The sequence below is a fragment of the Aromatoleum bremense genome (assembly GCF_017894365.1).
Lineage (GTDB): Bacteria > Pseudomonadota > Gammaproteobacteria > Burkholderiales > Rhodocyclaceae > Aromatoleum > Aromatoleum bremense.
In genome coordinates, this window is record NZ_CP059467.1 from 1964483 (window position 1) to 1989605 (window position 25123).

18 protein-coding genes, 3 tRNA genes, 3 rRNA genes and 1 pseudogene are annotated in these 25123 nt (G+C 64.0%); 17 read left to right on the plus strand and 8 right to left on the minus strand.

Going from position 1 to position 25123, the window contains the following annotated elements:
- The first annotated feature begins 17 nt into the window (after window positions 1-17).
- The 6 genes from pbN1_RS09205 to lipA all read left to right on the plus strand — a co-directional run bounded on the left by pbN1_RS09205 (window position 18) and on the right by lipA (window position 5005).
- Window positions 18-926 (plus strand): septal ring lytic transglycosylase RlpA family protein, encoded by a 909-nt coding sequence (locus pbN1_RS09205; protein ID WP_244857221.1) that lies wholly within the window; start codon window positions 18-20, stop codon window positions 924-926.
- Window positions 927-1042: 116 nt separating this feature from the next.
- Entirely contained in the window at window positions 1043-2170 is a 1128-nt protein-coding gene (locus pbN1_RS09210; RefSeq protein ID WP_169200825.1) for a D-alanyl-D-alanine carboxypeptidase family protein, read from the plus strand.
- A gap of 19 nt (window positions 2171-2189) precedes the next feature.
- Window positions 2190-3047 (plus strand): D-amino acid aminotransferase, encoded by an 858-nt coding sequence (locus pbN1_RS09215; RefSeq protein WP_169200824.1) that lies wholly within the window; start codon window positions 2190-2192, stop codon window positions 3045-3047.
- Window positions 3040-3312 (plus strand): YbeD family protein, encoded by a 273-nt coding sequence (locus tag pbN1_RS09220; protein WP_169200823.1) that lies wholly within the window; start codon window positions 3040-3042, stop codon window positions 3310-3312. Before pbN1_RS09215 ends, pbN1_RS09220 begins: the two co-directional genes overlap by 8 nt.
- Window positions 3313-4008 (plus strand): lipoyl(octanoyl) transferase LipB, encoded by a 696-nt coding sequence (gene lipB, locus pbN1_RS09225; RefSeq protein ID WP_280516180.1) that lies wholly within the window; start codon window positions 3313-3315, stop codon window positions 4006-4008. It begins immediately after the preceding gene.
- A gap of 49 nt (window positions 4009-4057) precedes the next feature.
- Window positions 4058-5005: a lipoyl synthase gene (gene lipA, locus pbN1_RS09230; protein WP_169200822.1), complete on the plus strand. Its 948-nt coding sequence runs from the start codon at window positions 4058-4060 to the stop codon at window positions 5003-5005.
- A 90-nt stretch (window positions 5006-5095) separates the two neighbouring features.
- Here lipA and dksA read toward each other — a convergent pair whose 3' ends face one another.
- Window positions 5096-5524 carry an RNA polymerase-binding protein DksA gene (gene dksA / locus pbN1_RS09235; protein WP_169200821.1) on the minus strand — a complete coding sequence of 143 codons (429 nt, stop codon included), beginning with the start codon at window positions 5522-5524 and terminating at the stop codon, window positions 5096-5098.
- 288 nt (window positions 5525-5812) lie between these two features.
- Between dksA and pbN1_RS09240 the strand changes: the two genes are divergently transcribed.
- Window positions 5813-7801, plus strand: coding sequence for a UvrD-helicase domain-containing protein (locus tag pbN1_RS09240; RefSeq protein WP_169200820.1), 1989 nt, complete (start codon window positions 5813-5815; stop codon window positions 7799-7801).
- A 230-nt stretch (window positions 7802-8031) separates the two neighbouring features.
- Window positions 8032-8496 (plus strand): hypothetical protein, encoded by a 465-nt coding sequence (locus pbN1_RS09245; protein ID WP_169200819.1) that lies wholly within the window; start codon window positions 8032-8034, stop codon window positions 8494-8496.
- Between the two features lie 19 nt (window positions 8497-8515).
- Here pbN1_RS09245 and pbN1_RS09250 read toward each other — a convergent pair whose 3' ends face one another.
- Entirely contained in the window at window positions 8516-8974 is a 459-nt protein-coding gene (locus tag pbN1_RS09250) for a c-type cytochrome (RefSeq protein WP_169200818.1), read from the minus strand.
- A 348-nt stretch (window positions 8975-9322) separates the two neighbouring features.
- On the opposite strand from pbN1_RS09250, the gene lysM reads away from it, so the two are divergent.
- Both lysM and pbN1_RS09260 read left to right on the plus strand, forming a co-directional pair.
- A complete protein-coding gene (gene lysM / locus pbN1_RS09255; protein ID WP_169200817.1) occupies window positions 9323-9835 on the plus strand; it encodes a peptidoglycan-binding protein LysM in 513 nt (170 codons plus the stop codon).
- Window positions 9836-9965: 130 nt separating this feature from the next.
- A tRNA-Arg gene (locus tag pbN1_RS09260) sits at window positions 9966-10042 on the plus strand.
- A gap of 43 nt (window positions 10043-10085) precedes the next feature.
- Here the strand turns inward: pbN1_RS09260 and pbN1_RS09265 are convergent.
- Window positions 10086-10634, minus strand: a complete 549-nt coding sequence (locus pbN1_RS09265) for a class I SAM-dependent methyltransferase (RefSeq protein WP_244857222.1) — start codon at window positions 10632-10634, stop codon at window positions 10086-10088.
- Window positions 10635-10679: 45 nt separating this feature from the next.
- A pseudogene (locus tag pbN1_RS09270) lies at window positions 10680-11069 on the minus strand (transposase domain-containing protein); the annotation flags it as partial.
- A 235-nt stretch (window positions 11070-11304) separates the two neighbouring features.
- Here pbN1_RS09270 and pbN1_RS09275 point away from each other — a divergent pair.
- Window positions 11305-11871 (plus strand): PRC-barrel domain-containing protein, encoded by a 567-nt coding sequence (locus pbN1_RS09275; RefSeq protein WP_169200816.1) that lies wholly within the window; start codon window positions 11305-11307, stop codon window positions 11869-11871.
- Between the two features lie 130 nt (window positions 11872-12001).
- Here pbN1_RS09275 and pbN1_RS09280 read toward each other — a convergent pair whose 3' ends face one another.
- Together pbN1_RS09280 and pbN1_RS09285 are read right to left on the minus strand one after the other, a co-directional pair.
- Entirely contained in the window at window positions 12002-12349 is a 348-nt protein-coding gene (locus pbN1_RS09280; RefSeq protein ID WP_169200815.1) for a CPBP family intramembrane glutamic endopeptidase, read from the minus strand.
- Between the two features lie 99 nt (window positions 12350-12448).
- Window positions 12449-13699, minus strand: a complete 1251-nt coding sequence (locus pbN1_RS09285) for a DUF445 domain-containing protein (RefSeq protein ID WP_244857223.1) — start codon at window positions 13697-13699, stop codon at window positions 12449-12451.
- 265 nt (window positions 13700-13964) lie between these two features.
- On the opposite strand from pbN1_RS09285, the gene pbN1_RS09290 reads away from it, so the two are divergent.
- The 6 genes from pbN1_RS09290 (at window position 13965) to rrf (ending at window position 19818) form a co-directional block, all read left to right on the plus strand.
- The gene (locus pbN1_RS09290; RefSeq protein ID WP_169200814.1) at window positions 13965-14420 is read left to right on the plus strand and encodes a septal ring lytic transglycosylase RlpA family protein; all 456 of its coding nucleotides are present in this window, start codon (window positions 13965-13967) and stop codon (window positions 14418-14420) included.
- Window positions 14421-14687: 267 nt separating this feature from the next.
- A 16S ribosomal RNA gene (locus pbN1_RS09295) occupies window positions 14688-16223 on the plus strand.
- 72 nt (window positions 16224-16295) lie between these two features.
- Window positions 16296-16372, plus strand: a tRNA-Ile gene (locus tag pbN1_RS09300).
- A gap of 11 nt (window positions 16373-16383) precedes the next feature.
- A tRNA-Ala gene (locus pbN1_RS09305) sits at window positions 16384-16459 on the plus strand.
- Between the two features lie 271 nt (window positions 16460-16730).
- Window positions 16731-19616, plus strand: a 23S ribosomal RNA gene (locus tag pbN1_RS09310).
- Window positions 19617-19704: 88 nt separating this feature from the next.
- A 5S ribosomal RNA gene (gene rrf / locus pbN1_RS09315) occupies window positions 19705-19818 on the plus strand.
- Together the 16S, 23S and 5S rRNA genes with 2 tRNA genes alongside form the textbook arrangement of a ribosomal RNA operon.
- Window positions 19819-19991: 173 nt before the next feature.
- On the opposite strand, the gene pbN1_RS09320 is transcribed toward rrf, so the two are convergent.
- Together pbN1_RS09320 and pbN1_RS09325 are read right to left on the minus strand one after the other, a co-directional pair.
- A complete protein-coding gene (locus pbN1_RS09320; protein WP_169203778.1) occupies window positions 19992-23843 on the minus strand; it encodes an AAA family ATPase in 3852 nt (1283 codons plus the stop codon).
- Window positions 23840-25114 (minus strand): exonuclease SbcCD subunit D C-terminal domain-containing protein, encoded by a 1275-nt coding sequence (locus tag pbN1_RS09325; protein WP_169203779.1) that lies wholly within the window; start codon window positions 25112-25114, stop codon window positions 23840-23842. Before pbN1_RS09325 ends, pbN1_RS09320 begins: the two co-directional genes overlap by 4 nt.
- Between the last annotated feature and the right edge of the window lie 9 nt (window positions 25115-25123).

Consider the following 25123-nt stretch of genomic DNA (forward strand, 5'->3'; position numbering starts at 1 on the left):
GAAGAAGAGGAACTCGAGTGCGTTCGAACGATTGCGATCCGATGACTGCGGCCGGCATCCGGTCGCTGGTGCTGGCGCTGGCGCTGGCCCTGGCGGGGGCGTTCGCGGCAGGGCTGTCCGGCTGCGGCTCGACTCCGTCGCGCGACACGACGATGCAGGTGCCTGCGGGCACCGCCCCGGCAGCGCGGCGCGGCGGTTACTACAAGGACGACGGCCCCGGCACCGACATTCCGGCGAACCTCGATGCCATCGCGGACGCCGAACCGCGCCTCGAGCCGCTGCATCGTTTCGCCAACCGGCCGTACAGCGTGTTCGGCAAGGAGTACGTTCCCGCGACCGCGCTGACCGCGTTCCGCCAGCGCGGGCGTGCGAGCTGGTACGGTCGGCGCTTCCACGGCAAACCGACGTCGAGCGGCGAGCCCTACGACATGTACGCGATGACGGCGGCACATCCGACGCTGCCGATCCCGAGCTATGCGCGCGTGACGAACCCGGCCAATGGTCGCACAGTCGTGGTCCGCATCAACGATCGGGGCCCGTTCCACAAGGACCGCGTCATCGACCTCTCGTATGCCGGCGCGCATCGGCTCGGCTACGTGAATGCCGGCAGCGCCCCGGTCGAGATCGAGACGATCCTGCCCGAGGAAATCGCGCTGCGCGCGCCGTCGCAGCCGGCGCAGGGATTGACCGTGCGGCGCGGCGTGTTTCTTCAGCTCGGCACGTTTTCTTCGGCAGCGAAGGCCGAAGGGTTGCGCGCGCGGGTTCGCGACGAGTTCGAAACGCTCGCCGACCGCCTCGAACTCCAGGAAGACGGCAGCCGCTATCGCGTGCAGCTCGGGCCGTTCGCCTCCGCCGACGAAGCGCGCGACGAAGCCGGACGCCTTGCGGCGGCGCTGGATATCCGCCCGTTTGTCGTTACACGCTGAAACATGATCACCCGTCCCGCATCGGATCCGCGCCGGCTTTGCCCGTTCGACCCCCTATAATCACAGGTTCCGCTGTTCCTTCCCTTCCCCACGTTCCGGTTCTCCATCACGTCCTCATGCGTTTATTCATTGTCCTGCTTCTCGCGTTGCTCGCCTTTCCCGCTTCAGCCCAGAATGTCCCCGCGCCGACGCTGGCGGCCAAAGCCTGGCTGCTGATGGATCACGCCACCGGGCAGGTGCTCGCGGCGCAGGCACCGGACGCGCGTATCGAACCGGCGTCGCTGACGAAGCTGATGACCGCTTACCTGACGTTCGCAGCGCTGAAGAACGGCACGATCACGCTCGATCAGGCGGTGCCGGTATCGGAGAAAGCCTGGCGCAGCGAAGGCTCGCGGATGTTCATCGAACCGAACCGGCCCGTGACCGTCGGCGAACTCACTTCGGGGATGATCATCCAGTCCGGCAACGATGCGTGCGTCGCGCTGGCCGAGCTTCTCGCCGGTTCCGAGGAAGCGTTCGCGCACATGATGAACGCCGAGGCCCAGCGTCTCGGCATGAAGAACACCCACTTCACGAACTCGACCGGCCTGCCCGACCCGCAGCTCTACACGACCGCGCGCGACCTGGGCCTGCTCGCTTCGGCGATCGTGCGCGATTTCCCCCAGCATTACCGCTACTACTCGCAGAAAGAGTACACGTACAACAAGATCACCCAGCCCAACCGCAACCGCCTGCTATGGCTGGACACGACCGTCGACGGCCTGAAGACCGGGCACACCAGCAGCGCCGGCTACTGCCTGATTTCGTCGGCGCAGCGCGGTCCGCGCCGGCTGATCTCGGTCGTGCTCGGCACCGATTCGGACACGATCCGGGCGCAGGAGTCGCTGAAACTGCTGAACTACGGCTTCCAGTTCCACGACACCGTCAAACTCTATTCGGCCGCCCAGGAACTGTCGCGCTTCCAGGTGTGGAAAGGCCAGGCCGACGACGTCGCGGTCGGTTTTCTCGGCGACTTCGTGATGTCGCTGCCGAAAGGGCAGTCGGAGAAAATCGAGGCCTCGCTGGTCAGCCAGCAGCCGGTCATCGCGCCGATCCAGAAAGGCCAGCCGCTCGGCACGCTGCGCCTGAACCTCGACGGCAAGCCGCTCGGCGAATACGCGGTCGTGGCGCTGCAGGACGTGCCGGTGGCGGGCTTCTTCGGCCGCCTGTGGGATACGCTGCTGCTGTGGATCAAGAGTCTGTGACGCCGATGCGGAGACGCATATGAGCATCTGCTTTGTGAACGGGACGTACCAGCCGCTCGCCGAGGCGCGGATTTCGCCGCTGGACCGCGGTTTCCTGTTCGGCGACGGCGGCTACGAGGTGATCCCGGTGTATTCGCGCCGGCCGTTCCGCCTCGCGCAGCATCTCGAGCGGCTCGCCCATACGCTCGAGGCGATCCGCCTGCCGAATCCGCACGCGCCGTCCGAATGGTCTGGGATCATCAACGAGATCGTCGCGCGCAACCCGTGGGAGGACCAGTCGGTCTACTTGCAGGTGTCGCGCGGTTGCGGCAACGGGCGCAACCACGCGTTCCCGGTGCCGACGCGGCCCACCGTGTTCCTGATGAGCGACGAGCTCGTCACGCCGCCGGCGGCGCAGCTCGCGCGCGGCGTCGCAGCGGTCAGCGCGGCCGATTTCCGCTGGCTGCGCTGCGACCTCAAGAGCACCGCGCTGCTCGCGAACTGCCTGCTGCGCCAGGTCGCGATCGACAGCGGCTGTGTCGAAACCGTGCTGTTCCGCGACGGTTTTCTCACCGAAGGGGCGGCGTCGAACATCGTCATCGTCAAGGACGGCATGATGCTCGCACCGCCGAAGAGCCACCTGATGCTGCCCGGCATCACGTACGACGTGGTGCTCGAGCTTGCCGCGCGCCACGGTCTGCCGTACCAGGTGCGCGAGATCCTCGAAGACGAGGTGCGGACCGCCGACGAAGTGTGGATGACGTCATCGACGAAGGAAGTGCTCGCGATCACGACGCTCGACGGCCTCGCCGTGGGGAGCGGAACTCCCGGCCCCGTCGCGCGCCAAATGTACGACTGGTACCAGGACTTCAAGAACACGGTGATGCGCAGTGGCTGACGAGACGCGACCGACCCTCCTCGAATTCCCGTGCGATTTCCCGATCAAGATCATGGGCGCGCGGGTCGATGAGTTCGCCCAGTCCGTGGTCGAAGTGGTGCTGCGCCACGCCCCGGATTTCGATGCCCGCCTGGTCGAGATGCGCCCGTCGCGCAAGGGCAACTACCTCGCGCTGACCTGCACGATCCGCGCGGTGTCGCGGCCGCAGCTCGACGCGCTGTATCGCGAACTGACCGCGCATCCCCTCGTGAAGGTGGTGCTCTAGATGATCGCCGGCGGCGAGCTGGCGGGCCTTCCGACGCAAGCACCACAGCCTGCCGGCACGCCGGTGCTGGTCGTTCGCCGCCTCGGCTGCGTCGATTACGAACCCACCTGGCACGCGATGCGCGCCTTCACCGACGCCCGCGGCGCCGACACGCCGGACGAAATCTGGCTGCTCGAACATCCGCCGGTCTACACGCTCGGGCAGGCGGGCCGGCCGGAACACCTGCTGCGCGACGTCGGCATCCCGCTGGTGAAAATCGACCGCGGCGGGCAGATCACGTATCACGGCCCCGGCCAGCTCGTCGCGTATCTGCTGATCGACCTGCACCGCCGCTGCCTCAAGGTGCGCGAGCTGGTGACTCTCATGGAACAGGCCGTCATCGACTGCCTCGCCGACTACGGCGTCAGCGCCGAGCGCAAGGCCGGCGCGCCGGGAGTCTACGTCGACGGCGCGAAGATCGGCGCGCTCGGGCTGCGCGTGCGCAACGGCCGCAGCTATCACGGCCTGGCGCTGAACGTCGACGTCGACCTGGCGCCGTTTTCCTCGATCAACCCCTGCGGTTACGAAGGCCTCCGGACCGTCCGGCTCAAGGACTTCGGCATCGCCGACGACGTAGCGAGTGTTGGCGAGCGCCTGCTCGCCGCTCTGCAGCGCCTGCTGCCACCGGTGTACCCCGCCGACCGGCCGCCGGCCTGAAACCTGAACGGCTTACCCGCCCCGACCCATCACGACACGAGAGACCCGCATGGAAACCACGGCACGCAAGCAGCGCGGCGCAGACAAGACCGCGCGCATCCCGATCAAGATCGTCCCCGCCGAACGCCTGAAGAAGCCCGAGTGGATCCGCATCCGGCTCGGCGCCGGCCACGAAGCCGAGCGCTTCAACGAGATCAAGGCGAGCCTGCGCGAGCACAAGCTGCACACCGTGTGCGAGGAAGCGTCGTGCCCGAACATCCATGAATGCTTCGGCAAGGGCACCGCGACGTTCATGATCATGGGCGACATCTGCACGCGTCGCTGCCCGTTCTGCGACGTCGGCCACGGCCGGCCCGAGCCGCTGAACGCCAACGAGCCGGCCGAACTCGCGGCGACGATCGCGGCGATGCGGCTCAACTACGTCGTCATCACCAGCGTCGACCGCGACGACCTGCGCGACGGCGGGGCGCAGCATTTCGTCGACTGCATCCGCGAGACGCGTGCGGCGTCGCCGCAGACGCGCATCGAAGTGCTCGTGCCGGACTTCCGCGGCCGCCTCGAGATTGCGCTCGAGATCTTCGACCAGGCGCCGCCCGACGTCATGAACCACAACCTCGAGACGGTGCCGCGGCTCTACAAACAGGCCCGCCCGGGCGCGGATTACGCGTACTCGCTGCGGCTGCTGAAGGAGTTCAAGGCGCGCCATGCGGAGGTGCCGACGAAGTCCGGCCTGATGGTCGGCCTCGGCGAGACCGACGAGGAAATCCTCGACGTGCTGCGCGACCTGCGCGCGCACGACGTCGAGATGCTGACGATCGGCCAGTACCTGCAGCCTTCGACCGGCCACCTGCCGGTGCTGCGCTACGTGCCCCCGGATACTTTCAGGATGTTCGAGCGCGAGGCGCTGGCGATGGGCTTCAAAAATGCTGCGTGCGGGCCGATGGTGCGCTCGAGCTACTGGGCCGACCAGCAGGCGCACGGCGCGGGCATCGTCTGACCTGACGGCCGGCCGGCGACGTCACGGCCGCCGTCGTGCGGCCCGTTCGCGCTGTGCCGTTCCAGGGCGAGGCCGGACGATGCGGCGCGTTCAGCGGAACAGCCGCTCGGCCCGTTCGTGCCGCTCCTGCTCCTCGAGACTCAGCGTCGCGGTCGGCCGCGCGAGCAGGCGGCCGACGCCGATCGGCTCTCCGGTCGCTTCGCAATAACCGTAAGTGCCGTCCGCGATGCGTCGCAGCGCCGCTTCGACCTTGTGCAGCAGCTTCAATTCGCGGTCGCGGATGCGTTGCTCCAGCACCTGCTCTTCTTCCTGCGTCGCGCGGTCGGCCTCGTCGGGCGTGGCGATCGTTTCGCGCAGATGCGAGCGGGTTTCCTCGCTGTTCTCGCGCAGTTCCGCCTGCAGCGCGAGCAGCCGCTCGCGGAAGAACTCGAGCTGCACGTCGTTCATGTAGTCGTCGGCCGACATGCCGAGCAGTTCGGCTTCCGACAGGCGACGCTTGCGGGGTGATGAGTTTTTCATAATGAGCTCTCCGTGTTACTTCCATGCCGGCCGGCAGGATTCGCAGGACGGCACTGCAAGGTTGCAAAATCGCTTCGATTCCCGGCATCGCGACTGCCAGAGCGGCGAATATCCCGATCAAACGGGAATCCCGTCGTTGGAGATCATCACGCAGTCCATTCTGAAAGCTTTCGCCTCCCTTGTCATCTGCGGGGACAAGGGCCGAGGGCGCCGGCCTGATCGGTTAGAATGCCAGCGTGCCGCCTGCCGGCGGCATCCCTTTTCCGCAGTCCTGCCCGCTCGACGCCCATGTCCGCTCATCTGAACGCCCCACAGCGCGACGCGATCCACTATCTCGACGGGCCGAGCCTCGTGCTCGCCGGCGCGGGCAGCGGCAAGACGCGCGTCATCACGCACAAGATCGCGCATCTGATCAACGCCTGCGGGCTGAATCCCGCGAACATCGCCGCGATCACGTTTACCAACAAGGCGGCGAAGGAGATGCAGGAGCGCGTCGCCGGACTGATGGGCGGGCGCGTGCCGGGCGGGCTGACGGTGTGCACCTTCCACGCGCTGGGCGTGAAGATCGTGCGCCAGGAAGCGAAGCACTGCCGGCTCAAGCCGCAGTTCTCGATCCTCGACGCCTCCGATACGGTGCAGATCGTCGCCGACATCACGCGCGACGCCGACAAGGCGCGCTCGAAGGCGATGCAGTGGCAGATCTCGGGCTGGAAGAACGCGATGGTGACGCCGGAGCAGGCAGCGCAGCTCGCCGACAACGAGCTCGCGTCGGCCGCGGCGCTGCTGTACGCCGAATACGAGCGCACGCTGCGCGCGTACCAAGCGGTCGACTTCGACGACCTGATCAGCCTGCCGGTGCGCCTCTTCGATGAACACCCGGAGGTGCGCGAGCGCTGGCAGAACAAGCTGCGCTACCTGCTCGTCGACGAATATCAGGACACGAACCGGGCGCAGTACACGCTGCTGCGCCATCTCGCCGGCGTGCGCGGCGCCTTCACCGCAGTCGGCGACGACGACCAGGCGATCTACGCGTGGCGCGGCGCCGACGTCGAGAACCTGAAGCTCTTGCAGCAGGACTACCCGAAGCTCAAGGTCATCAAGCTCGAACAGAACTACCGCTCGTCGAAGCGCATCCTCACCGCCGCAAACACGCTGATCGCGAACAACGAGAAGTTGTTCGACAAGCGGCTGTGGTCCGAGCACGGCGCCGGCGAACAGGTCACGGTGACCGCGTGCCGCGACGCCGAGCACGAGGCCGAATGGGTCGCGTCGAAAATCAACGCGCACAAGTTCGAGCACCGCACGAAGTTTTCCGACTACGCCGTGCTGTACCGCGGCAACCACCAGGCGCGGCTGATCGAGCAGCAGCTGCGCAACCAGAAGATCCCGTACGTGATCTCCGGCGGCCAGTCGTTCTTCGACAAGGCCGAGATCCGCGACCTGATCGCGTACCTGCGCCTCCTGATGAACGAGGACGACGACCTCGCGTTCATTCGCGCGATCACGACGCCGCGGCGCGGCATCGGCGCCGGCACGCTCGAAGCGCTCGGCAGCTATGCCGGACGGCGCCACGTCAGCCTCTTCGCCGCGACCTTCGAGGAAGGCGCGGCGCAGGCGTTGAACGCGCGCCAGCTCGAGCAGGTGCAGGAGTTCGGCAACTTCATCAACCGCCTGCAGTATCGCGCGACGCGCGAGCCGGCGTCGCGTCTGCTCGAGGACCTGCTCGCGGCGATCCGCTACGAGGCTTGGCTGTTCGAGCATCTCGACCCGCGCGAGGCGGAGTCGAAATGGAGCAACGTGCGCGACTTCGTCGGCTGGCTCGGCAGGAAGGGCGACGAGGACGGCAAGAACCTCATCGAGCTGACGCAGACGATCGCGCTGATCTCGATGCTCGACAAGAACGACAGCGAGTTCGACGGCGTGCAGCTCGCGACGCTGCACGCGTCGAAGGGGCTGGAGTTCAAGCACGTGTTCCTCGTCGGCGTCGAGGAAGGGCTGCTGCCCCACCAGTCCTCCATCGACGAGGACAAGATCGAGGAGGAGCGCCGCCTGATGTACGTCGGCATCACGCGCGCGCAGCGCAGCCTCAACATCACGTGGTGCGAGCGGCGCAAGGCCGGCAAGGAAGCGCGCACCTGCGAGCCGTCGCGCTTCATCGAGGAGATGGGCGGCGACGTGAAAGTCAATGACCGCAAGTCGAACGTGCCGGTGTCGAAGGAAGAAGGCCGCGCGCGCATCGCCAACCTGATGGCGATGCTCGAAGGGCGCGGCGGCTGACGTCCTCCTCATCGAGACGGCATCGTGCCCGTCGACGCACAACGGCCTGCCCGCGAAGCTGGAGCGGAGCTGATCCCGCAACAGTAAAACGGGATGTAACGTGATGACGAATGCAAGCACGAGGGTCTATATTGAATCGAACCCTGCCTTCGCGGCCTGCCCGGTCGTCACACGTTCGTGGGGGCGCCGGCGGCGAGGCATTCCCGATCCTATCGACGATGGAGGTTACGATGAAACGCAGGACGTTATTGGCGATGTTCGCGGCGGTGCTGCTTTCCGGCGGCGCGCTCGCGCAACCCGCAGGCGATCTGCCAGCGGTCGACGACAACACGCCGATCTACGGCTCCCAGATCATGACGCCGCAAGAGCGCGCCGAGCACCGCCAGCGCATGCGCGCCGCGAAAACGCTAGAAGAGCGCGAGCAGATCCGTGCCGAGCATCACGAGCAGATGGTTCGCCGAGCGAAGGAGCGCGGTGTGACGTTGCCGGAAGAGCCACCGATGCGCGGCGGGCCAATGATGGGTCCCGGTGGCGGCATGGGGCCCGGTGGCGGTGCCGGATCCGGCGGCGGAATGGGACCGGGTGGCGGCCCCGGTGACCGTGAGCGCCTCGGTCCTGCTGACCGGATGGGCCCGCGCGGGATGGGTTCCGGAGGGGGTATGGGCGCCGGGTCCGGCGGTGGATCGAACCGCTAGAATGCCGGCAGCGGCGTGATTACTGTCCGGTCGGCGGCTCGGTAAAGTCCGCGCCGGCGGTGTTCGCGAGGTAGGCTACCGCGCGGCGCACCTCGGTATCGGTCAGGTCCGTGCCGCCGCCGCGGGGAGGCATCGCACGGATTCCGTTGATCGCATTCGTCGTCAACGTATCAAAACCCTGCGCAATGCGCGGCGCCCAGGCTGGCGCGTCACCTGTCTTCGGCGCGCCGAGCAACCCGGCTGCGTGGCAGCTCATGCAGACGCTCTGGTAGATCTGTTCGCCGCTGCGGCTCCCCGGCGCAACCTTTGCAACCTTGAGTTCGAGTCTTGCCACCGGCTGGATCAGCGTGGCGGTCGTTTCGGGATCGGGCGCGGCCTGTTCGCCGCAGCCGGCGAGCTGGACGACGGCGAACGCCGCGGCAGCTGAAAGCATCAGGCGGCCAGGGCGCCTCACGAACTGAACTCGGTATCTCGACATGCTTGCTCCTGTCTGGGGTTGGGGACGAGCCAGGTGCGAAGTATATCCGGGCACATCGGCCGGGCCACGGATGTCGGATGATTTGGACCGCCCGTGCGACGTAGACAAGAACGGGAGGTGGGGAAAGGCGCAGATTCACTGCTTGCAAACGTCTGGCCATCCTCGCTCCCGGCCATATGGCCTGCCCGGAGATGGGATCCAGAACGCAGATCGAGCAGCAACCGGCTCGAAACACCGTGTCGCACGGAATATGCCGAGGTTGTAACAGTGATGTAAACGTAAAAACCTTCACGCTCGTCTCGTCTATGCTGGATGCGTTCGACGTGACTTTTCCAGACGGAGGCAAAAATGGGACTCTTTTCGTTCATCAAGGATGCCGGCGAGAAACTCTTCGGTGGCGACGAGGCCAAGGCGGCCGCCCCGGCTGCACCGGCAAACGCGGCCGCTCCGGCAACGGCAGATGCGAGTGCCGCGAATGCCAAGGCGGCCGAAGCGATCAAGCAGTACATCATGTCAATGAACCTCGCTCCCTCCGACCTCGGCGTGAAATTCGATGCCGCGACCTCCGTCGTCACCGTGTCCGGCACTGCGCCCGACCAGGCAACGAAGGAAAAGATCCTGCTTGCCGCCGGCAACGTCCGCGGCGTCGAGCGGGTCGACGACCGCCTGAGCGTACCCCGCGCTGAGCCCGAAGCCCGCTTCCACATCGTTGCGAGCGGTGACACGCTCTCTGCGATCTCGAAGAAGTATTACGGCGACGCCAATAAGTACAACGCGATCTTCGAGGCGAACAAGCCGATGCTGACCCACCCCGACAAGATCTATCCCGGCCAGGTGCTGCGCATCCCGCCGCAGGGCTGACCGGGTTTCTTCCTCCAGCGCCACACCGGGCGACGTCACTCACGGGGTAGCGAACAAGCAGCGGCGCATGGACTTTGCAGCCGAACAGGTATAAGCTTGCGCGCTCAATTCCGGGGCTCGCCCCGGCCAAGCGCCCGTAGCTCAGCTGGATAGAGTACTGCCCTCCGAAGGCAGGGGTCGGACGTTCGAATCGTCTCGGGCGCGCCAAATCTCAAAAGGCGCTGACTTCACGAAGAAATCAGCGCCTCTTTCAATTCGCCGGCCATCCCACCCATCGCCACCTGCTGGCGCGAAGTTCATACGGCATTTCAGGCTTTTCCGAGCAGCCAGACACTCTCTTTTGCTGCCCGCCGGGCACGTCCGTGCTCGCGAGGTGGTCAGGTTGAAGATTTGTCCGTAGTGTCGATGGACACTCTGCGCTATCGATTGAAAACGGCGGTCCAGCGTGCAAATTCTGGTCGTACTCGAAGCGCACAAGCAGTCGAGGTGCTTTGTCCGTGATCTCGACGAGATGGGCTGCGTACCGGTGTCGCATCGTTTCAGGCAGCGCTACCAAGGCGGCCCGGTCATAGATCGCGTGGACCGGACCAAGCATGCCAGGGGTCAAATGGAAGATATCGCCGACGTAGATGTCGATATCTTCCGCCGCGTAGTGATCAATATCGCCGACACGCGAAATCGTCGGTTCCACGCCGAGTTCGGCGAACAATTGCTGGATTGCGAGTTGGCTCAGTTCCGCGCCAGCAACACGATAGCCGTTGGAGAGCAGCCAATGGATATCGAGCGTCTTTCCGCACAACGGCAGGAAGATGCGGCGTAAGCGGTGCCTGACCGGCGTCCTTGCCTACTTCGAGATTGCGAAGAGATCGGATCGCAGCGGGTTGGCCACGAAGGACTGCTTCCACAGCCTGGGGGTAAGGTGCGCCACCTCTGTGGCTGGATGCTGGCCGACGCGCTGGAGCACATCGACCAAGTACGTATAGGGGTCGATGTTGTGCAGGCGGCAGGTGGCGATGAGGGGCTCTGCGCGATGCCCACGTATTTGGCGCCGACCTCGGTCCAGCAGAAGAGCCAGTTGCGACGCCCCATCGGCGTCACGCGCAGGGCGCGCTCCAGATGGTGGTTGGTGTCGATCGGCACCTCGGGGTCGGCCGGCCCGGCGCTCACGGACATAGGCCATGGCGGTGGTGAGCGGTGAGTTCGGCAGCAAGCCCTGGGACTCGAACTGGGCAGTCTGCAGGGGGTGAAACTGATCCGCGAGACGCACGGCCAGGGCTGTCTGCTGGTGAGGCGTGCTTTGGAACTTAAAAAGGTGCCAATCGATCATAAGCTTACCTCGATCCCTGGTTGCAACCGAATCGGCCGGGCTTGGCGCGCTCGGTGCGGAATAGGGATCGATACGACGCTCGTCCGGATGGACATGCGGGCGAGACAACAGTCAGACGGACGCCACCAGGCAGGAGGATGATATGAGCTCGATCTATCGCAAGTCTTTGCTGGCCGGCGCACTTGCGGCGCTCGTTGCGGTCCCTATGGGGGCTGCTGCGGACTCGTACACTGAAGGCCAGACCAAGCACCAGATGCGCTCGCAGATGGGGGCTTCAGGACAGGTACAGTCGATGACCCCGAGCCAACTGCGGGGAACCCAGGTCGTCGATGCGAGCGGTGAACAAATCGGTTCGGTGAAAATGGTCGTCCGCAGCCGCCAGGACGAAAACATCCATGCGGTGATTTCAGCAGGCGGTTTTCTCGGTGTCGGCGACAAGGAAATCACCGTGCCGCTCAACCGCATGCGTTACGAGGACGGCAAGCTGCGTCTGAGCGCGGGCGCGGATGAATTGAGGGCAAGGCCCGAGTACCGTCCGGAGCAGTACGTCGAACTGCGGCCGATGGATCAGCCGATCAGCGAGTTCTCGGCGCTCGAGACGGTGCCGGACAAGTCCGCGCCTTATCGTGGCCAGGGCACCTCATGGGACAGCGAGCGCAGTGCAGACCCGAATGCGCCGTATCCGGAGGGCTGGAGGGTCAGTCCGTAGTCATTCGGGAATGATGCCCGGGCGAGGTTCGCCCGACATGCGGCAAATGCCGGCACTCCCACGGGTGCCGGCTTTTTTTTCGGTCGTCCAGCACTGCTGGCTCGAGGGGCAGGCGGCGGAGCCCTTGCCGTCAGTTGCGGGTGCCGTCGCGGCGCTCTTCCCGAACCTCGCGCACGACCTCACCCTCAATCACGATTCCCTGGCCGGGTTTCGGGTTCCGCTGGGCAGACGCTCTGGCCTGCGTCTGTGTCGCCCGCATGACCTTGCGCAAGTCGCGTGTTTTCCACCAGACATAGCCCCAGATCAGTACTCCCGCTGCCACCACCACCGCGAAGAAGATCACCGAGAAGGTCAGTGCAAGGCCGAAGATGACCGCGGCAGCGGCGATCGCACCGAGCTTCTGCAGCAGACCGGCAGGTTTCGACGGGTTGTGGTTGAGGTTTTTCAGAAGGGCTTCGAATCTCGGGTCGCGTTGCATGCATGTTCCTGGTTGTGGCTCGATGTGTGAGGTGGACCGCCTGTGGCGAAAAGATTCCCTGGCTGCGGGCCTTGCACCGGGGGTGATCGCCAAATTGCGCTACCACGTGGTGGAGACAAACAAGGTCAGCGCATGCAGCAGCAATCCGATCCCGCCCCCCACGATAGTGCCATTGAGCCGGATGAACTGAAGATCGCGACCGACGCTCAGTTCGAGTTCACGGACGAGGTCCTCGTCCTTCCAGCTCCTTATCGTTGAGGCGATGTGGCGGGACAGCGCGTCGCGGAGATCGTCCGCGAGCGCGACCACGGCGGATTCGAGATGGTCGTCGAGAGAGTCGCGCAAGGCGCGGTTTTCGGCGAGGGTCGTGCCGAAGGCGCTTGCGGCGTCGCTGATTCGCTGCCGGAGTTGCGAGTCCGGTTCATGAAGGCCCTTGCGCAGCCAGGCTTTCAGCTCGTCCCACAGTCCGTCCAGGTAGCGTGCCAGAACCGGATGCGTCAATACCTCCAGCTTCGCGGCGTTGACCCGTGACTTGAAGTCGGCGTCGTTCTTCATGCGGGCGATGAACTCGGCCACCGTTTCGTTGAAGGCCTGCCGACGCGGGTGCCGCGGATCGTCCCCGATATCGTGCAACCAGCCGTTGATGCCCCTCACGATGCCGGCGGCGATTCTGCGGGAGAATTCTTCGGTGTTGGTGACGAGGCCCACCGTCTTCAGGGTCTTCGGGTACTCCTTGCCTGCGATCTCGATGATCATCGCGGCGAAGGCGATCTGCACCTCCGGGTCGTCGAGCCAGCGTGCCAATCGTCCGAGCGCGGCGTCCAGCAATTCCTGATGCCGGGCGTCGACCGTCAGGGTGTCGAGGATTTGTCCCGCCACCTCTGATACGTCGATCGCCCTGAGTCGTTCCCCGATCCTTGCAGCCAGCAGGCTGCGCACGCGCTCGTCGTCGATGAAGTCCAGCCACCCGGCCAACGCGCCGGCGAGCTTCCCGGCGACGATTTCAGTGTTGTCCCGCTGCCGCAGCCAGCCGGCAAGCCGCTCGGCCGGACTGAACGCGCGGAGCTTGTGGACGAGGGTGTCGGTCGCGAGGAACTTGTCGCGAACGAATTCCGCAAGGTTGTCGGCGAGCCGCTCCTTGTTTGCCGGAATGATCGCGGTGTGGGGAATCGGTAGCCCGAGGGGATGCCGGAAGAGTGCAACGACAGCGAACCAGTCGGCCAGTGCACCGATCATCGCAGCTTCGGCAAAGGCCGCCACCCAGCCCCAGATCCCGGCCCCTTGTTGCAAGCGGGCGACCACGAACAGGGCCGTGACCGCGACCAGCAGCACGCCGGCCAGCTGCTTCATCTTTGCCAATTGACGCGCCTTCGCGTCCCCGAATGTGGGCGACATATCAGCTGCTCCGTGGGAGTGCTCATGAAAACGCCGGGGCTTGCGGCGCTGCACGAAGGGTAGCTTGCAGCGCGTATTACGGTAAGACGGTGATGTATATGACGCGCGGTGGAGGGCTTCCCCGCGCACGGACCGGGCGCAGCGTTTGCTGGCGCGGCACCAAAGCCTCCTACGGAAGCGAGGCTTCGCGACGAGGAAAAACGAGGGAAAGGAGACTGCAATGTGTTCAGGATGCAATGGCCGCCCGAAGCGCCGGGCCGTCGCGTTCCTGTGGGCAGCCGCTGTTGCGGTACTGCTGTCGTTGCCAGCGTACGGTCACGAACCGGCGCGTAGCGGGAAGGCTCATGCACTCGAAACGAGGGTCGGGCTCGCTTCGTACTATGCGCGCAGCCTGCATGGACGAGAAACCGCAAGCGGCGAGATCTTCGACCGGACCGAGATGGTCGCAGCGCATCCCCGCTATCCGCTCGGGACGCGCGTGCGGGTGACGAACCGGAAGAATGGGCGGGCGATCGTGGTCCGCATCAACGACCGAGGGCCGACGAGGCCGAACCGGAAGGAGGGTGTGATCATCGATCTCTCCCCGGCGGCGGCGGCCAAACTCGGCATGATCAAGGACGGCAGATCACGTGTGAAGGTGGAGGTGCTGGAATGGGGTGACGACAATCGGCAGTGATCCAGGTGACGGGGGCATCGGAGATGGTGCCGTTCCACAGCTGAACAAAGAAATATCGGAAGATGTCTCGAAGGGGGTTGACGGGCGCGATCACGCCCGTATAATTCGCTCCCTTGCTGCAGCGATGTAGCGGTTCTTTAAAAAGTTGAACAACCGATAAGTGTGGGTACTGGGTTGCTGCGGTGAAGAATTGCCTTCGGGCAGTTTTGGCATTGCAAAGATTGAGTGCTCACGAGTCAGTAATGATTTTGAGTACTTTGTTGGATTGAACTTAAGAGTTTGATCCTGGCTCAGATTGAACGCTGGCGGCATGCTTTACACATGCAAGTCGAACGGCAGCGGGGGCTTCGGCCTGCCGGCGAGTGGCGAACGGGTGAGTAATGCATCGGAACGTACCCAGTCGTGGGGGATAACTACGCGAAAGCGTAGCTAATACCGCATACGCCCTGAGGGGGAAAGCGGGGGACCTTCGGGCCTCGCGCGATTGGAGCGGCTGATGTCGGATTAGCTAGTTGGTGGGGTAAAGGCCTACCAAGGCGACGATCCGTAGCTGGTCTGAGAGGATGATCAGCCACACTGGGACTGAGACACGGCCCAGACTCCTACGGGAGGCAGCAGTGGGGAATTTTGGACAATGGGCGCAAGCCTGATCCAGCCATGCCGCGTGAGTGAAGAAGGCCTTCGGGTTGTAAAGCTCTTTCAGACGGAAAGAAATCGGGCGCGTGAATAGCGTGCCTGGATGACGGTACTGTCAGAAGAAGCACCGGCTAACTACGTGCCAGCAGCCGCGGTAATACGTAGGGTGCGAGCGTTAATCGGAATTACTGGGCGTAAAGCGTGCGCAGGCGGTTGTGTAAGACAGGTGTGAAATCCCCGGGCTTAACCTGGGAACTGCGCTTGTGACTGCACGGCTAGAGTACGGCAGAGGGGGGTGGAATTCCACGTGTAGCAGTGAAATGCGTAGATATGTGGAGGAACACCGATGGCGAAGGCAGCCCCCTGGGCCGATACTGACGCTCATGCACGAAAGCGTGGGGAGCAAACAGGATTAGATACCCTGGTAGTCCACGCCCTAAACGATGTCGACTAGTTGTTCGGGAAGGTAACTTTCTGAGTAACGCAGCTAACGCGTGAAGTCGACCGCCTGGGGAGTACGGCCGCAAGGTTAAAACTCAAAGGAATTGACGGGGACCCGCACAAGCGGTGGATGATGTGGATTAATTCGATGCAACGCGAAAAACCTTACCTACCCTTGACATGCCTGGAATCCTTGAGAGATCGAGGAGTGCCTTCGGGAGCCAGGACACAGGTGCTGCATGGCTGTCGTCAGCTCGTGTCGTGAGATGTTGGGTTAAGTCCCGCAACGAGCGCAACCCTTGTCGTTAATTGCCAGCATTGAGTTGGGCACTTTAACGAGACTGCCGGTGACAAACCGGAGGAAGGTGGGGATGACGTCAAGTCCTCATGGCCCTTATGGGTAGGGCTTCACACGTCATACAATGGTCGGTACAGAGGGTTGCCAAGCCGTGAGGCGGAGCCAATCCCACAAAGCCGATCGTAGTCCGGATCGTAGTCTGCAACTCGACTACGTGAAGTCGGAATCGCTAGTAATCGCAGATCAGCATGCTGCGGTGAATACGTTCCCGGGTCTTGTACACACCGCCCGTCACACCATGGGAGTGGGTTTCACCAGAAGTAGGTAGCTTAACCTTCGGGAGGGCGCTTACCACGGTGAGATTCATGACTGGGGTGAAGTCGTAACAAGGTAGCCGTATCGGAAGGTGCGGCTGGATCACCTCCTTTCAAGAGATGAGGCCGCGGCGGCCCAGTATCCACAACTTATCGGTTGTTCAGGCAAAGAGCCTCGAGGCATGAGGGTCTGTAGCTCAGCTGGTTAGAGCACCGTCTTGATAAGGCGGGGGTCGTTGGTTCGAACCCAACCAGACCCACCAAGCGATCAAGCGGGGGATTAGCTCAGCTGGGAGAGCACCTGCTTTGCAAGCAGGGGGTCGACGGTTCGATCCCGTCATCCTCCACCAGCGTTTGGGGTGGGCAGGCGTCGAAGGGCTAAGCCGTGCGGATGGTGTCCGCAGGGCTTAGGCCTTGGCAGGTTTTTGAGGCTGCGTTCTTTAACAAAGTGGAAGAAGTAAAGTGTGCGACAGTTGGCCGCAAGGCGGGCTGTTGCATGGGTTGGTGTGATTGCATTTTTTTGCGGTCCTCCGCGCTTTGAACCAGCGGCGGGGGGCGGCGAGCACAAGCGTGAGTTCGTCTATGGCGGTGGTGCCCTGGTGACAGGGTCCATGGTTATAGGATCAAGCGACTAAGTGCATGTGGTGGATGCCTTGGCGATCACAGGCGATGAAGGACGTGCAAGCCTGCGAAAAGCGGGGGGGAGCTGGCAATGGAGCTTTGATCCCCCGATGTCCGAATGGGGAAACCCACTCCTTTTGGAGTATCCCAGACTGAATCCATAGGTCTGAGGAGGCGAACGCGGCGAACTGAAACATCTAAGTAGCCGCAGGAACAGAAATCAACCGAGATTCCCCAAGTAGTGGCGAGCGAACGGGGATGAGCCTGCACGACTAAACCAATTACTTAGCAAAACGGTCTGGAAAGTCCGACGATACAGGGTGATAGTCCCGTATGCGAAAAGTAGCTGGCGGGTCTGAGCGTGCGACAAGTAGGGCGGGACACGAGAAATCCTGTCTGAAGATGGGGGGACCATCCTCCAAGGCTAAATACTCGTGATCGACCGATAGTGAACCAGTACCGTGAGGGAAAGGCGAAAAGAACCCCGGGAGGGGAGTGAAATAGATCCTGAAACCGCATGCATACAAACAGTGGGAGCCTCCGTCAGGGGGTGACTGCGTACCTTTTGTATAATGGGTCAGCGACTTACGTTCAGTAGCGAGCTTAACCGAATAGGGGAGGCGTAGGGAAACCGAGTCTGACAAGGGCGATTGAGTTGCTGGGCGTAGACCCGAAACCGGATGATCTATCCATGGCCAGGATGAAGGTGCGGTAACACGCACTGGAGGTCCGAACCCACTAATGTTGAAAAATTAGGGGATGAGCTGTGGATAGGGGTGAAAGGCTAAACAAATCCGGAAATAGCTGGTTCTCCCCGAAAACTATTTAGGTAGTGCGTCGTACGGACACTTGCGGGGGTAGAGCACTGTAATCGTTGGGGGGGTCACTGCGATCTACCCCGCGATAGCAAACTCCGAATACCGCAAAGTGATATACGGCAGACAGTCCTGGGGTGCTAACGTCCTGGGACAAGAGGGAAACAACCCAGACCGCCAGCTAAGGTCCCAAATACATGGCTAAGTGGGAAACGAAGTGGGAAGGCCCAGACAGCTAGGAGGTTGGCTTAGAAGCAGCCATCCTTTAAAGAAAGCGTAATAGCTCACTAGTCGAGTCGTCCTGCGCGGAAGATGTAACGGGGCTCAAGCCATGAACCGAAGCTGCGGATCTCGCAAGAGATGGTAGGGGAGCGTTCCGTAAGCCTGCGAAGGTGTCTCGAGAGGGATGCTGGAGGTATCGGAAGTGCGAATGCTGACATGAGTAGCGATAAAGGGTGTGAAAAGCACCCTCGCCGAAAGCCCAAGGTTTCCTGCGCAACGTTCATCGGCGCAGGGTGAGTCGGCCCCTAAGGCGAGGCAGAAATGCGTAGTCGATGGGAAACGGGTCAATATTCCCGTACCGGTTCTGGATGCGATGGGGGGACGGAGAAGGTTAGGCCAGCCGGGTGTTGGACGTCCCGGTTTAAGCGTGTAGGCGTGCCCCGTAGGCAAATCCGCGGGGATTAAGCTGAGGCGTGATGACGAGGGCTCTTTGAGCCCGAAGTGGTTGATACCATGCTTCCAGGAAAAGCCTCTAAGCTTCAGTCCAGAATCGACCGTACCGCAAACCGACACAGGTGGGCAGGTAGAAAATACCCAGGCGCTTGAGAGAACTCAGGAGAAGGAACTCGGCAAATTGATACCGTAACTTCGGGAGAAGGTATGCCCCATTAGCTTGTAGGAGTACATCCGAAGGGCGAAGGGGCCGCAGAGAATCGGTGGCTGCGACTGTTTATTAAAAACACAGCACTGTGCAAACACGAAAGTGGACGTATACGGTGTGACGCCTGCCCGGTGCCGGAAGGTTAAGTGATGGGGTGCAAGCTCTTGATCGAAGCCCCGGTAAACGGCGGCCGTAACTATAACGGTCCTAAGGTAGCGAAATTCCTTGTCGGGTAAGTTCCGACCTGCACGAATGGCGTAACGATGGCCACACTGTCTCCTCCTGAGACTCAGCGAAGTTGAAATGTTTGTGAAGATGCAATCTCCCCGCGGCAAGACGGAAAGACCCCATGAACCTTTACTGTAGCTTTGCATTGGACTTTGACGGGACTTGTGTAGGATAGGTGGGAGGCTGTGAAGCGGGGACGCTAGTTCTCGTGGAGCCAACCTTGAAATACCACCCTGGTGTCGTTGAGGTTCTAACCTTGGCCCGTGAATCCGGGTCGGGGACCGTGCATGGCAGGCAGTTTGACTGGGGCGGTCTCCTCCCAAAAGGTAACGGAGGAGTACGAAGGTCGCCTAGACACGGTCGGACATCGTGTTGATAGTGCAATGGCAAAAGGCGGCTTGACTGCGAGACCGACAAGTCGAGCAGGTGCGAAAGCAGGTCATAGTGATCCGGTGGTTCTGTATGGAAGGGCCATCGCTCAACGGATAAAAGGTACTCTGGGGATAACAGGCTGATTCCGCCCAAGAGTTCACATCGACGGCGGAGTTTGGCACCTCGATGTCGGCTCATCACATCCTGGGGCTGTAGCCGGTCCCAAGGGTATGGCTGTTCGCCATTTAAAGTGGTACGTGAGCTGGGTTTAAAACGTCGTGAGACAGTTTGGTCCCTATCTGCCGTGGGCGCTGGAAGTTTGAGAGGACCTGCTCCTAGTACGAGAGGACCGGAGTGGACGCACCCCTGGTGTACCGGTTGTGACGCCAGTCGCATCGCCGGGTAGCTAAGTGCGGAAGAGATAACCGCTGAAAGCATCTAAGCGGGAAACTCGCCTCAAGATGAGACTTCCCCGGGGCCTCGAGCCCCCTGAAGGGTCGTTGAAGACCACAACGTTGATAGGTCGGGTGTGGAAGCGCAGCAATGCGTTGAGCTAACCGATACTAATTGCCCGTGAGGCTTGATCCTATAACCCTGGATCAACACCGCGACAACTCACCCAATACGCATCACACCCCCCACACACTTTGCTTCCCCGCTTTGTTACCCCTTACAGTCTGACGACCATAGCATCCTGGCACCACCCCTTCCCATCCCGAACAGGACCGTGAAACAGGATCGCGCCGATGATAGTGCCCAATTCGGGTGCGAAAGTAGGTCATCGTCAGACTACCCCATTGCCCGAAAAGCCGCCTTCCCAGCCAGGAAGGCGGCTTTTTTGATGGCAACCGCCAAAACCCCCCCTCCCGCCTCTCGGGCGTAAGCGCAGTCGAACCGGATGGAAGCGATAATCTGGCGCCGCTCCGACCGCGGTGAAGCCTGCATATCGACAGCCCCCCGGTTTCAGAACCCCTTCGTCACGATCACCTGGCTCTGCCCCCCGGGGAGGCGTTTGACGTGGATGCGCGTGCCGATGCGTTCGGTCATTTCCTGCACGTGCGATATCACGCCGACCGTGCGCCCCATGGACTGCAGGCTGTCGAGGGCATCGATTGCGACCCGTAGGGTGTCGGAATCCAGGCTGCCGAAACCTTCGTCGATGAACAGCGACTCCACCTGCACGCGATGCGACGACAGAGATGCGAGGCCTAGTGCGAGCGCGAGGGAAACCAGGAACGATTCGCCGCCGGAAAGCGAATGGACCGAGCGTTGCTCGTCGCCCATGTCCTGGTCGACCACCATGAGCCCCAGGCTGTTCGGTACGCGCTCAAGCCGGTAGCGGCGCGCGAGATCCTTGAGGTGCGCGTTGGCGTAGGCGAGCAGGATGTCCAGCGTGAGCTGCTGCGCATAGTTGCGGAACTTCTTGCCGTCGGCGGCGCCGATGAGTTCGTTCATCTGCCACCAGATGCGGGCGGCCCGCGTCTGCGCCTCGATCGCCTCGACGAGCTTTGCGGAATGCTCGCGCACCTCGTCGTCGCGGCGCAGTGCGAGGTCGAGCTCGCCGAGTTTGTTGCGCAGTGCAGCGATGTCAATGACGGATGCGGCGAGCGCGGCCTGCAGTGCGTCCGGCGTGTCGGCGACCGGTGAGGGGGCGGGCCCGCGGCCGCGCTCATGCGCTTCGCGCAGGTGGCGCATCCTGTCAAGGCCGCCGTTCGCGCTCGCGATCGCCGCCTCGAGTTGCTGCAAGGCTTCGCGCTCGGTCGCGATCCATGCTGCGTCCTGCGCCAGAAGGAAGTGCAGGGCGGTAAGGTCGAGATTGGCGATCTCGTTCTGCTGATTCTGCTGCCGGTTGAACGCCACGAGCCACTTGTCGAGCGTTGCGGCAGTGCAGCGGGCGGATTCCGCAATCGTCGCCGCTTGCCGGATCAGCTCGGCGAGGGTCGACTGGCAGCTGGCGAGTTGCTGTCCGGTCTCCTTTGCAGCCTGTTCGCATGCGTCCCGGCGCTGGCGGGCAGCGGCCAGCGCGCCATCCAGCGCAGCTTCGATTTCGGCAACGGTCAGGGTGTCGGAGGGTAATGTGGCCGGCGGGCCGGATTGGGCCGCGAGGGTCATGCCGGCGAAAACCGTGCGACGGGCAGACTCTTTCGCGTCGAGCGCGCGGCGAAGCTCATCCGCTGCCGCGTCCGCCTGCCGTTGCCGCAGATTTGCCTGTTCGACGAGGCGTGCAATCCCTACCGCTTCGGTGTCGAGCTTCCCGATCTCCGCCTGCAGCGTCGTCGTGGCGTCCCGTTGTGCGCTCCACTCGGTGACGGACTGTCGACAGCCGGCGTGGTAGGCAGCGGGATCGGCTTCCCACGCGGCGCGCCAAGTCCGCTCGTCGCCCGCCGGCTGAAGATGTGCGGCGTCCAGCTGGGCGAGCAGATCCTCGAGGCGGATTTCGCACTGCGCCTGCATTTCGGCGGCGGATTGCAGGGCCGCCGCTGTCCGGTCTGCGGCCGATTGCAGTCGCGTGACGGCCTCGCGGGCGCCGTGCTCCGCTTTGCGGCTGTCGTCGAGTGCCTGCTGCACTGCCTGACGTTTTTCCTGCGCGTGGCGGTACGCGGCTTCGTCGCCGGCGAGGCCCTGCGCGGCACGGCGAAGTTCCATGTTGCACGCTGCCAGCCACGCCGATACCGCTGCGCCGTCGTCGGCCGGCGTCGGCGAAAAAAACTCGCCGAGGTCACGCAGTGCATCACACCACGCGTCGTGCAGCACCACCTGCTGCTGATCGAGAGCCGCGAGTCGGGGCGCGATTTCCGCCCGCTGCCTGTCGCGTGCCGCAGTGTCCTTGGCGAACGCCTGTTCCTCGATTGTCAGCTCGTGCAGGACGCTTTGACAGCGTTCGCGTTCCCCTGCAAGCCGGGTGAGCGCGTCATCGAAGGCCGGGTGGCGGGCGACATAGGGGTGGTCTGCGCTGCCGCACACGGGGCAAGGCGCGTCCGGTCGAAGTTGCGCGCGCAACGCTTCGACGCTCGCCTGCGTCGCCTCGAACACGACTTTCCAGCCTTGGTCTGCCTGCGCAAAAGCGGCTTCCGCGGCCGGCCGCAGCGCGCGGAGTTCCGCGCCGCGCGTCTGGTTGGCTGCCAAGACTTTGCGCTGCGCCTCGCACTGACTGGCCAGATCGTTTCGCTGCGCCTGGAGAGCGCACAAATCCCGCCAGGTGCGCTCGGCGGACTGGATGGCCTGCTGCTTCGTCTCGAGCCCGGGCCGGCGCGCAGCGAGCGTCGCGACGTCGAAGCATTTGAGCGCGTTCGTCGCCGTGGCCACTTCGGTTTCCCGCTGCGCCAGTTCCTGCGCGGTGGCGGACTGGGTGATCACGGCGGCCTTCAGCGCATCGGCCTCGCTGCGGGACTGTTGCGTCAGCAGCTGCAGCTTTGCGCGTGCGGCGAGTCGAGCGCGGCGTTCGATTGCCGCGTGCTCAAGTAGCGAATCCCACTTGATCCAGCCCTCTGCCAGCGGTGCGAGCTGCGCGGAGGCAGCGAGCCACGCCTGGGCGGCTGCAAGCCGGGTGAGCCGGGCGCTGCGCGCTGCGGCGTTGCCGTCGGCATCGTTGCGCGCTTTGGCGAGCGCCGCCGCGGCTTCTTCGCGCGCGCGTGCAGCCTTCGCATGTTCCGGGCGTAGCGCGGCGATTTCGGTGTCCAGTTGCCGCGCACGGGCGATCAGCGGGTGGAAGTGCTGCTGCACCGATTCGGCCGCGGCGAGGGCAGCATCCGCGGCAATCCGGCCAGCGTTCGCTGTCGCGACGAGGCTGGCAGCGGCCTCGACAGCCGCTTCAGCCTGCGCCACGCGAGCGGTGGCGCTGCCGCGTTCGCGCGCCAGCCGCTCGGTCTCGGCGACCATCGCGCGGGCCGGCTGAACCGCTTCGACGCGCGCGAGGTGTTCGCGCCGCGGGCTGGCCGCTTCGCGCTGCGCGAGCGCCCTGTCGAGCATCGCGCGCGCCTCGGCTTCACGCTCCCGCGCCAGGTCGAGCTCGCGGTGCCACTGGAGCTGCGTCTGCAGGTGCTTTTCCAGCGCTTCCTGCTCGGCGAGCGCGGCTTTCGTGCCGGCCCGTGCCTCGTCGATGTGCGCGCGTTCTTCCGCGGCAAGCGGCTGCTGGTGCTCGAGTTGCGCCTTCAAGGCTTCGAGTTTCTGTTGCTCCAGCTTGTTGCGCTCGTAGGCGCGCCGCGACAGCACTTCGAAGCGGTCGGTGGCGGTGAGCGTCTGCAGCAGCGTCGCGCGCTCGTCTTCGCCGGCCTTGAGAAAAGTGAAGAACTCGTTCTGCGCGAGCAGCACGGCGCGGGTGAATTGCTCGAACGAAAGGCCGATGCGCGCGGCAATGGCCGGCAGCACCTCGGATTTCAACCGCCCGCCAACCGGCTGCAGATCCTCGATGCGACACAGCGACATCTCGGACTGCTGCAGCTTGCCGTTCGCCTTGCTGCGCGCCCGGCGCACGCTCCAGCGGGCCCGGTAGCCGACGCCGTCATTGCCGCGAAAGTCGACTTCCGCCTGCGCTTCGGCGCAACCGCGGCGCAGGATGTTGCGCCGGTCGTTCGGCAAGGTTGTCTCCGTTCCGACGTCGGGCAGTTCAATGCCGCGTCCGCCGGCGTTGCGCAGGCGCGGTGTGTCATCGAAAAGCGCGAGGCACAACGCGTCGAGCAGCGTGCTCTTGCCCGCGCCGGTGGGACCGCTGATCGCGAAAAGTCCGGTCGAGGCGAGCGGCTCGGCCTGGAAGTCGACTTCGAACGCGCCGGCCAGCGAGGCGAGGTTGTTGCCGCGGATCGCGAGGATTTTCATGCGGACGCCCCCTCGGCGGGCTCGATCGCGAGTTCGGCGAAGGCCGCCGCGAGCGCGCCGAGCAGGACTTTGCGCTCGTCGGGATGGCCGCCGAGGCGCTGTTCGCACAAGCGCGCGAACACCGTTTCCGGCGCGAGCCGTTCCAGGTCGCCGAGCGACATCGCGGAACTGGCGGGCGCATCGCCGCTGCGCGAACTGACCGGGTCGATGCGCGCGAGCCGCACGGGCCTGCCGGCAAGCGTCGCCTCGATTCGGGCGCGCAGGCCCGGCTCAGGGGCGTCGAGCCGAACGCGCACTTCGAGGTAGGGATGGGCGTGCACGGGACCTTCGGCTGCCGCGCCCGGATCGAGCGTTTCGAGCAAGGGCAGGACCTCGTCGATCGACGCATGGGTCTTCGGCACGCGGATCAACTCCACGCTGCGCGGCACACGTACCGGACGAATTTCGGCGACTGCTTCACCGTCGAGCTCGACGCATACGACCTGGTGCGGATAGTCGAGCTCGGCGAACGACATCGGCAACGGGCTCCCGCTGTAGCGGATGTGGTCGCGGCCGCCGACCGGTTGCGCCAGATGCAGGTGCCCGAGCGCGACGTAGGCGATCGCCGGGTCGAAAATGCCGGCGGGCAGCGCCTCGGCGCCGCCGATGACGATGCGTCGTTCCGAGTGTTCCGAGAGCTTGCCGTGGGCCATGTGACAATGGCCCATGGCGACGATCGCCTGGCCCGGCTGGCGACGCGATTGCGCCACCGCAAGTGCCTGGCGATAGAGCTCGGCGACGCCCGCGAGGTACGCGTCTTGCTCGCCTTCGTCGGCGACGCGGGGCACATCGCCCGGGCGCAGGAACGGGACCGCGAGGCACCACGCGGCGACGGTCCCTTCACGATTCTTCAGCGGCACCACCAGGCGTTCGATGTCGATCGACTGATCGGCACGGCGATGGACGTGGCCGACGACGGCGGCGTCGAACAGCTCCAGGAACGGCGAAGTGGCCTCGAGCCGCCCCGGAGAGTCGTGATTGCCGGCGATGATGACGATCGACAGATGCGGCATGCGCTTGCGGGCCGCGGTGAGGAAACGGTACAACTGGTGCTGCGCGCCGGCCGACGGATTCGCGTTGTCGAAGACGTCGCCGGCGATCAGCAGGACATCGGGCCGCTCGGTGGCGATCAGGGCCAGCAGCCAGTCGAGGAATTGCTGATGTTCGTAGGTGCGGTCGAAGTCATGCAGGGACTGGCCGAGATGCCAGTCGGAAGTGTGCAGGAGCCGCATCGGGAGCTC

Coding starts and splice junctions, on each gene's coding strand:
- pbN1_RS09250 (WP_169200818.1), bottom strand. CDS start 8,974: ATGTCGAGATACCGAGTTCAGTTCGTGAGGCGCCCTGGCCGCCTGATG.
- lysM (WP_169200817.1), top strand. CDS start 9,323: ATGGGACTCTTTTCGTTCATCAAGGATGCCGGCGAGAAACTCTTCGGT.
- pbN1_RS09320 (WP_169203778.1), bottom strand. CDS start 23,843: ATGAAAATCCTCGCGATCCGCGGCAACAACCTCGCCTCGCTGGCCGGC.
- pbN1_RS09325 (WP_169203779.1), bottom strand. CDS start 25,114: ATGCGGCTCCTGCACACTTCCGACTGGCATCTCGGCCAGTCCCTGCAT.
- pbN1_RS09285 (WP_244857223.1), bottom strand. CDS start 13,699: ATGAAGCAGCTGGCCGGCGTGCTGCTGGTCGCGGTCACGGCCCTGTTC.
- dksA (WP_169200821.1), bottom strand. CDS start 5,524: ATGAAAAACTCATCACCCCGCAAGCGTCGCCTGTCGGAAGCCGAACTG.
- pbN1_RS09210 (WP_169200825.1), top strand. CDS start 1,043: ATGCGTTTATTCATTGTCCTGCTTCTCGCGTTGCTCGCCTTTCCCGCT.
- pbN1_RS09280 (WP_169200815.1), bottom strand. CDS start 12,349: ATGCAACGCGACCCGAGATTCGAAGCCCTTCTGAAAAACCTCAACCAC.
- pbN1_RS09215 (WP_169200824.1), top strand. CDS start 2,190: ATGAGCATCTGCTTTGTGAACGGGACGTACCAGCCGCTCGCCGAGGCG.
- pbN1_RS09275 (WP_169200816.1), top strand. CDS start 11,305: ATGAGCTCGATCTATCGCAAGTCTTTGCTGGCCGGCGCACTTGCGGCG.
- lipB (WP_280516180.1), top strand. CDS start 3,313: ATGATCGCCGGCGGCGAGCTGGCGGGCCTTCCGACGCAAGCACCACAG.
- pbN1_RS09240 (WP_169200820.1), top strand. CDS start 5,813: ATGTCCGCTCATCTGAACGCCCCACAGCGCGACGCGATCCACTATCTC.
- pbN1_RS09290 (WP_169200814.1), top strand. CDS start 13,965: ATGTGTTCAGGATGCAATGGCCGCCCGAAGCGCCGGGCCGTCGCGTTC.
- lipA (WP_169200822.1), top strand. CDS start 4,058: ATGGAAACCACGGCACGCAAGCAGCGCGGCGCAGACAAGACCGCGCGC.
- pbN1_RS09245 (WP_169200819.1), top strand. CDS start 8,032: ATGAAACGCAGGACGTTATTGGCGATGTTCGCGGCGGTGCTGCTTTCC.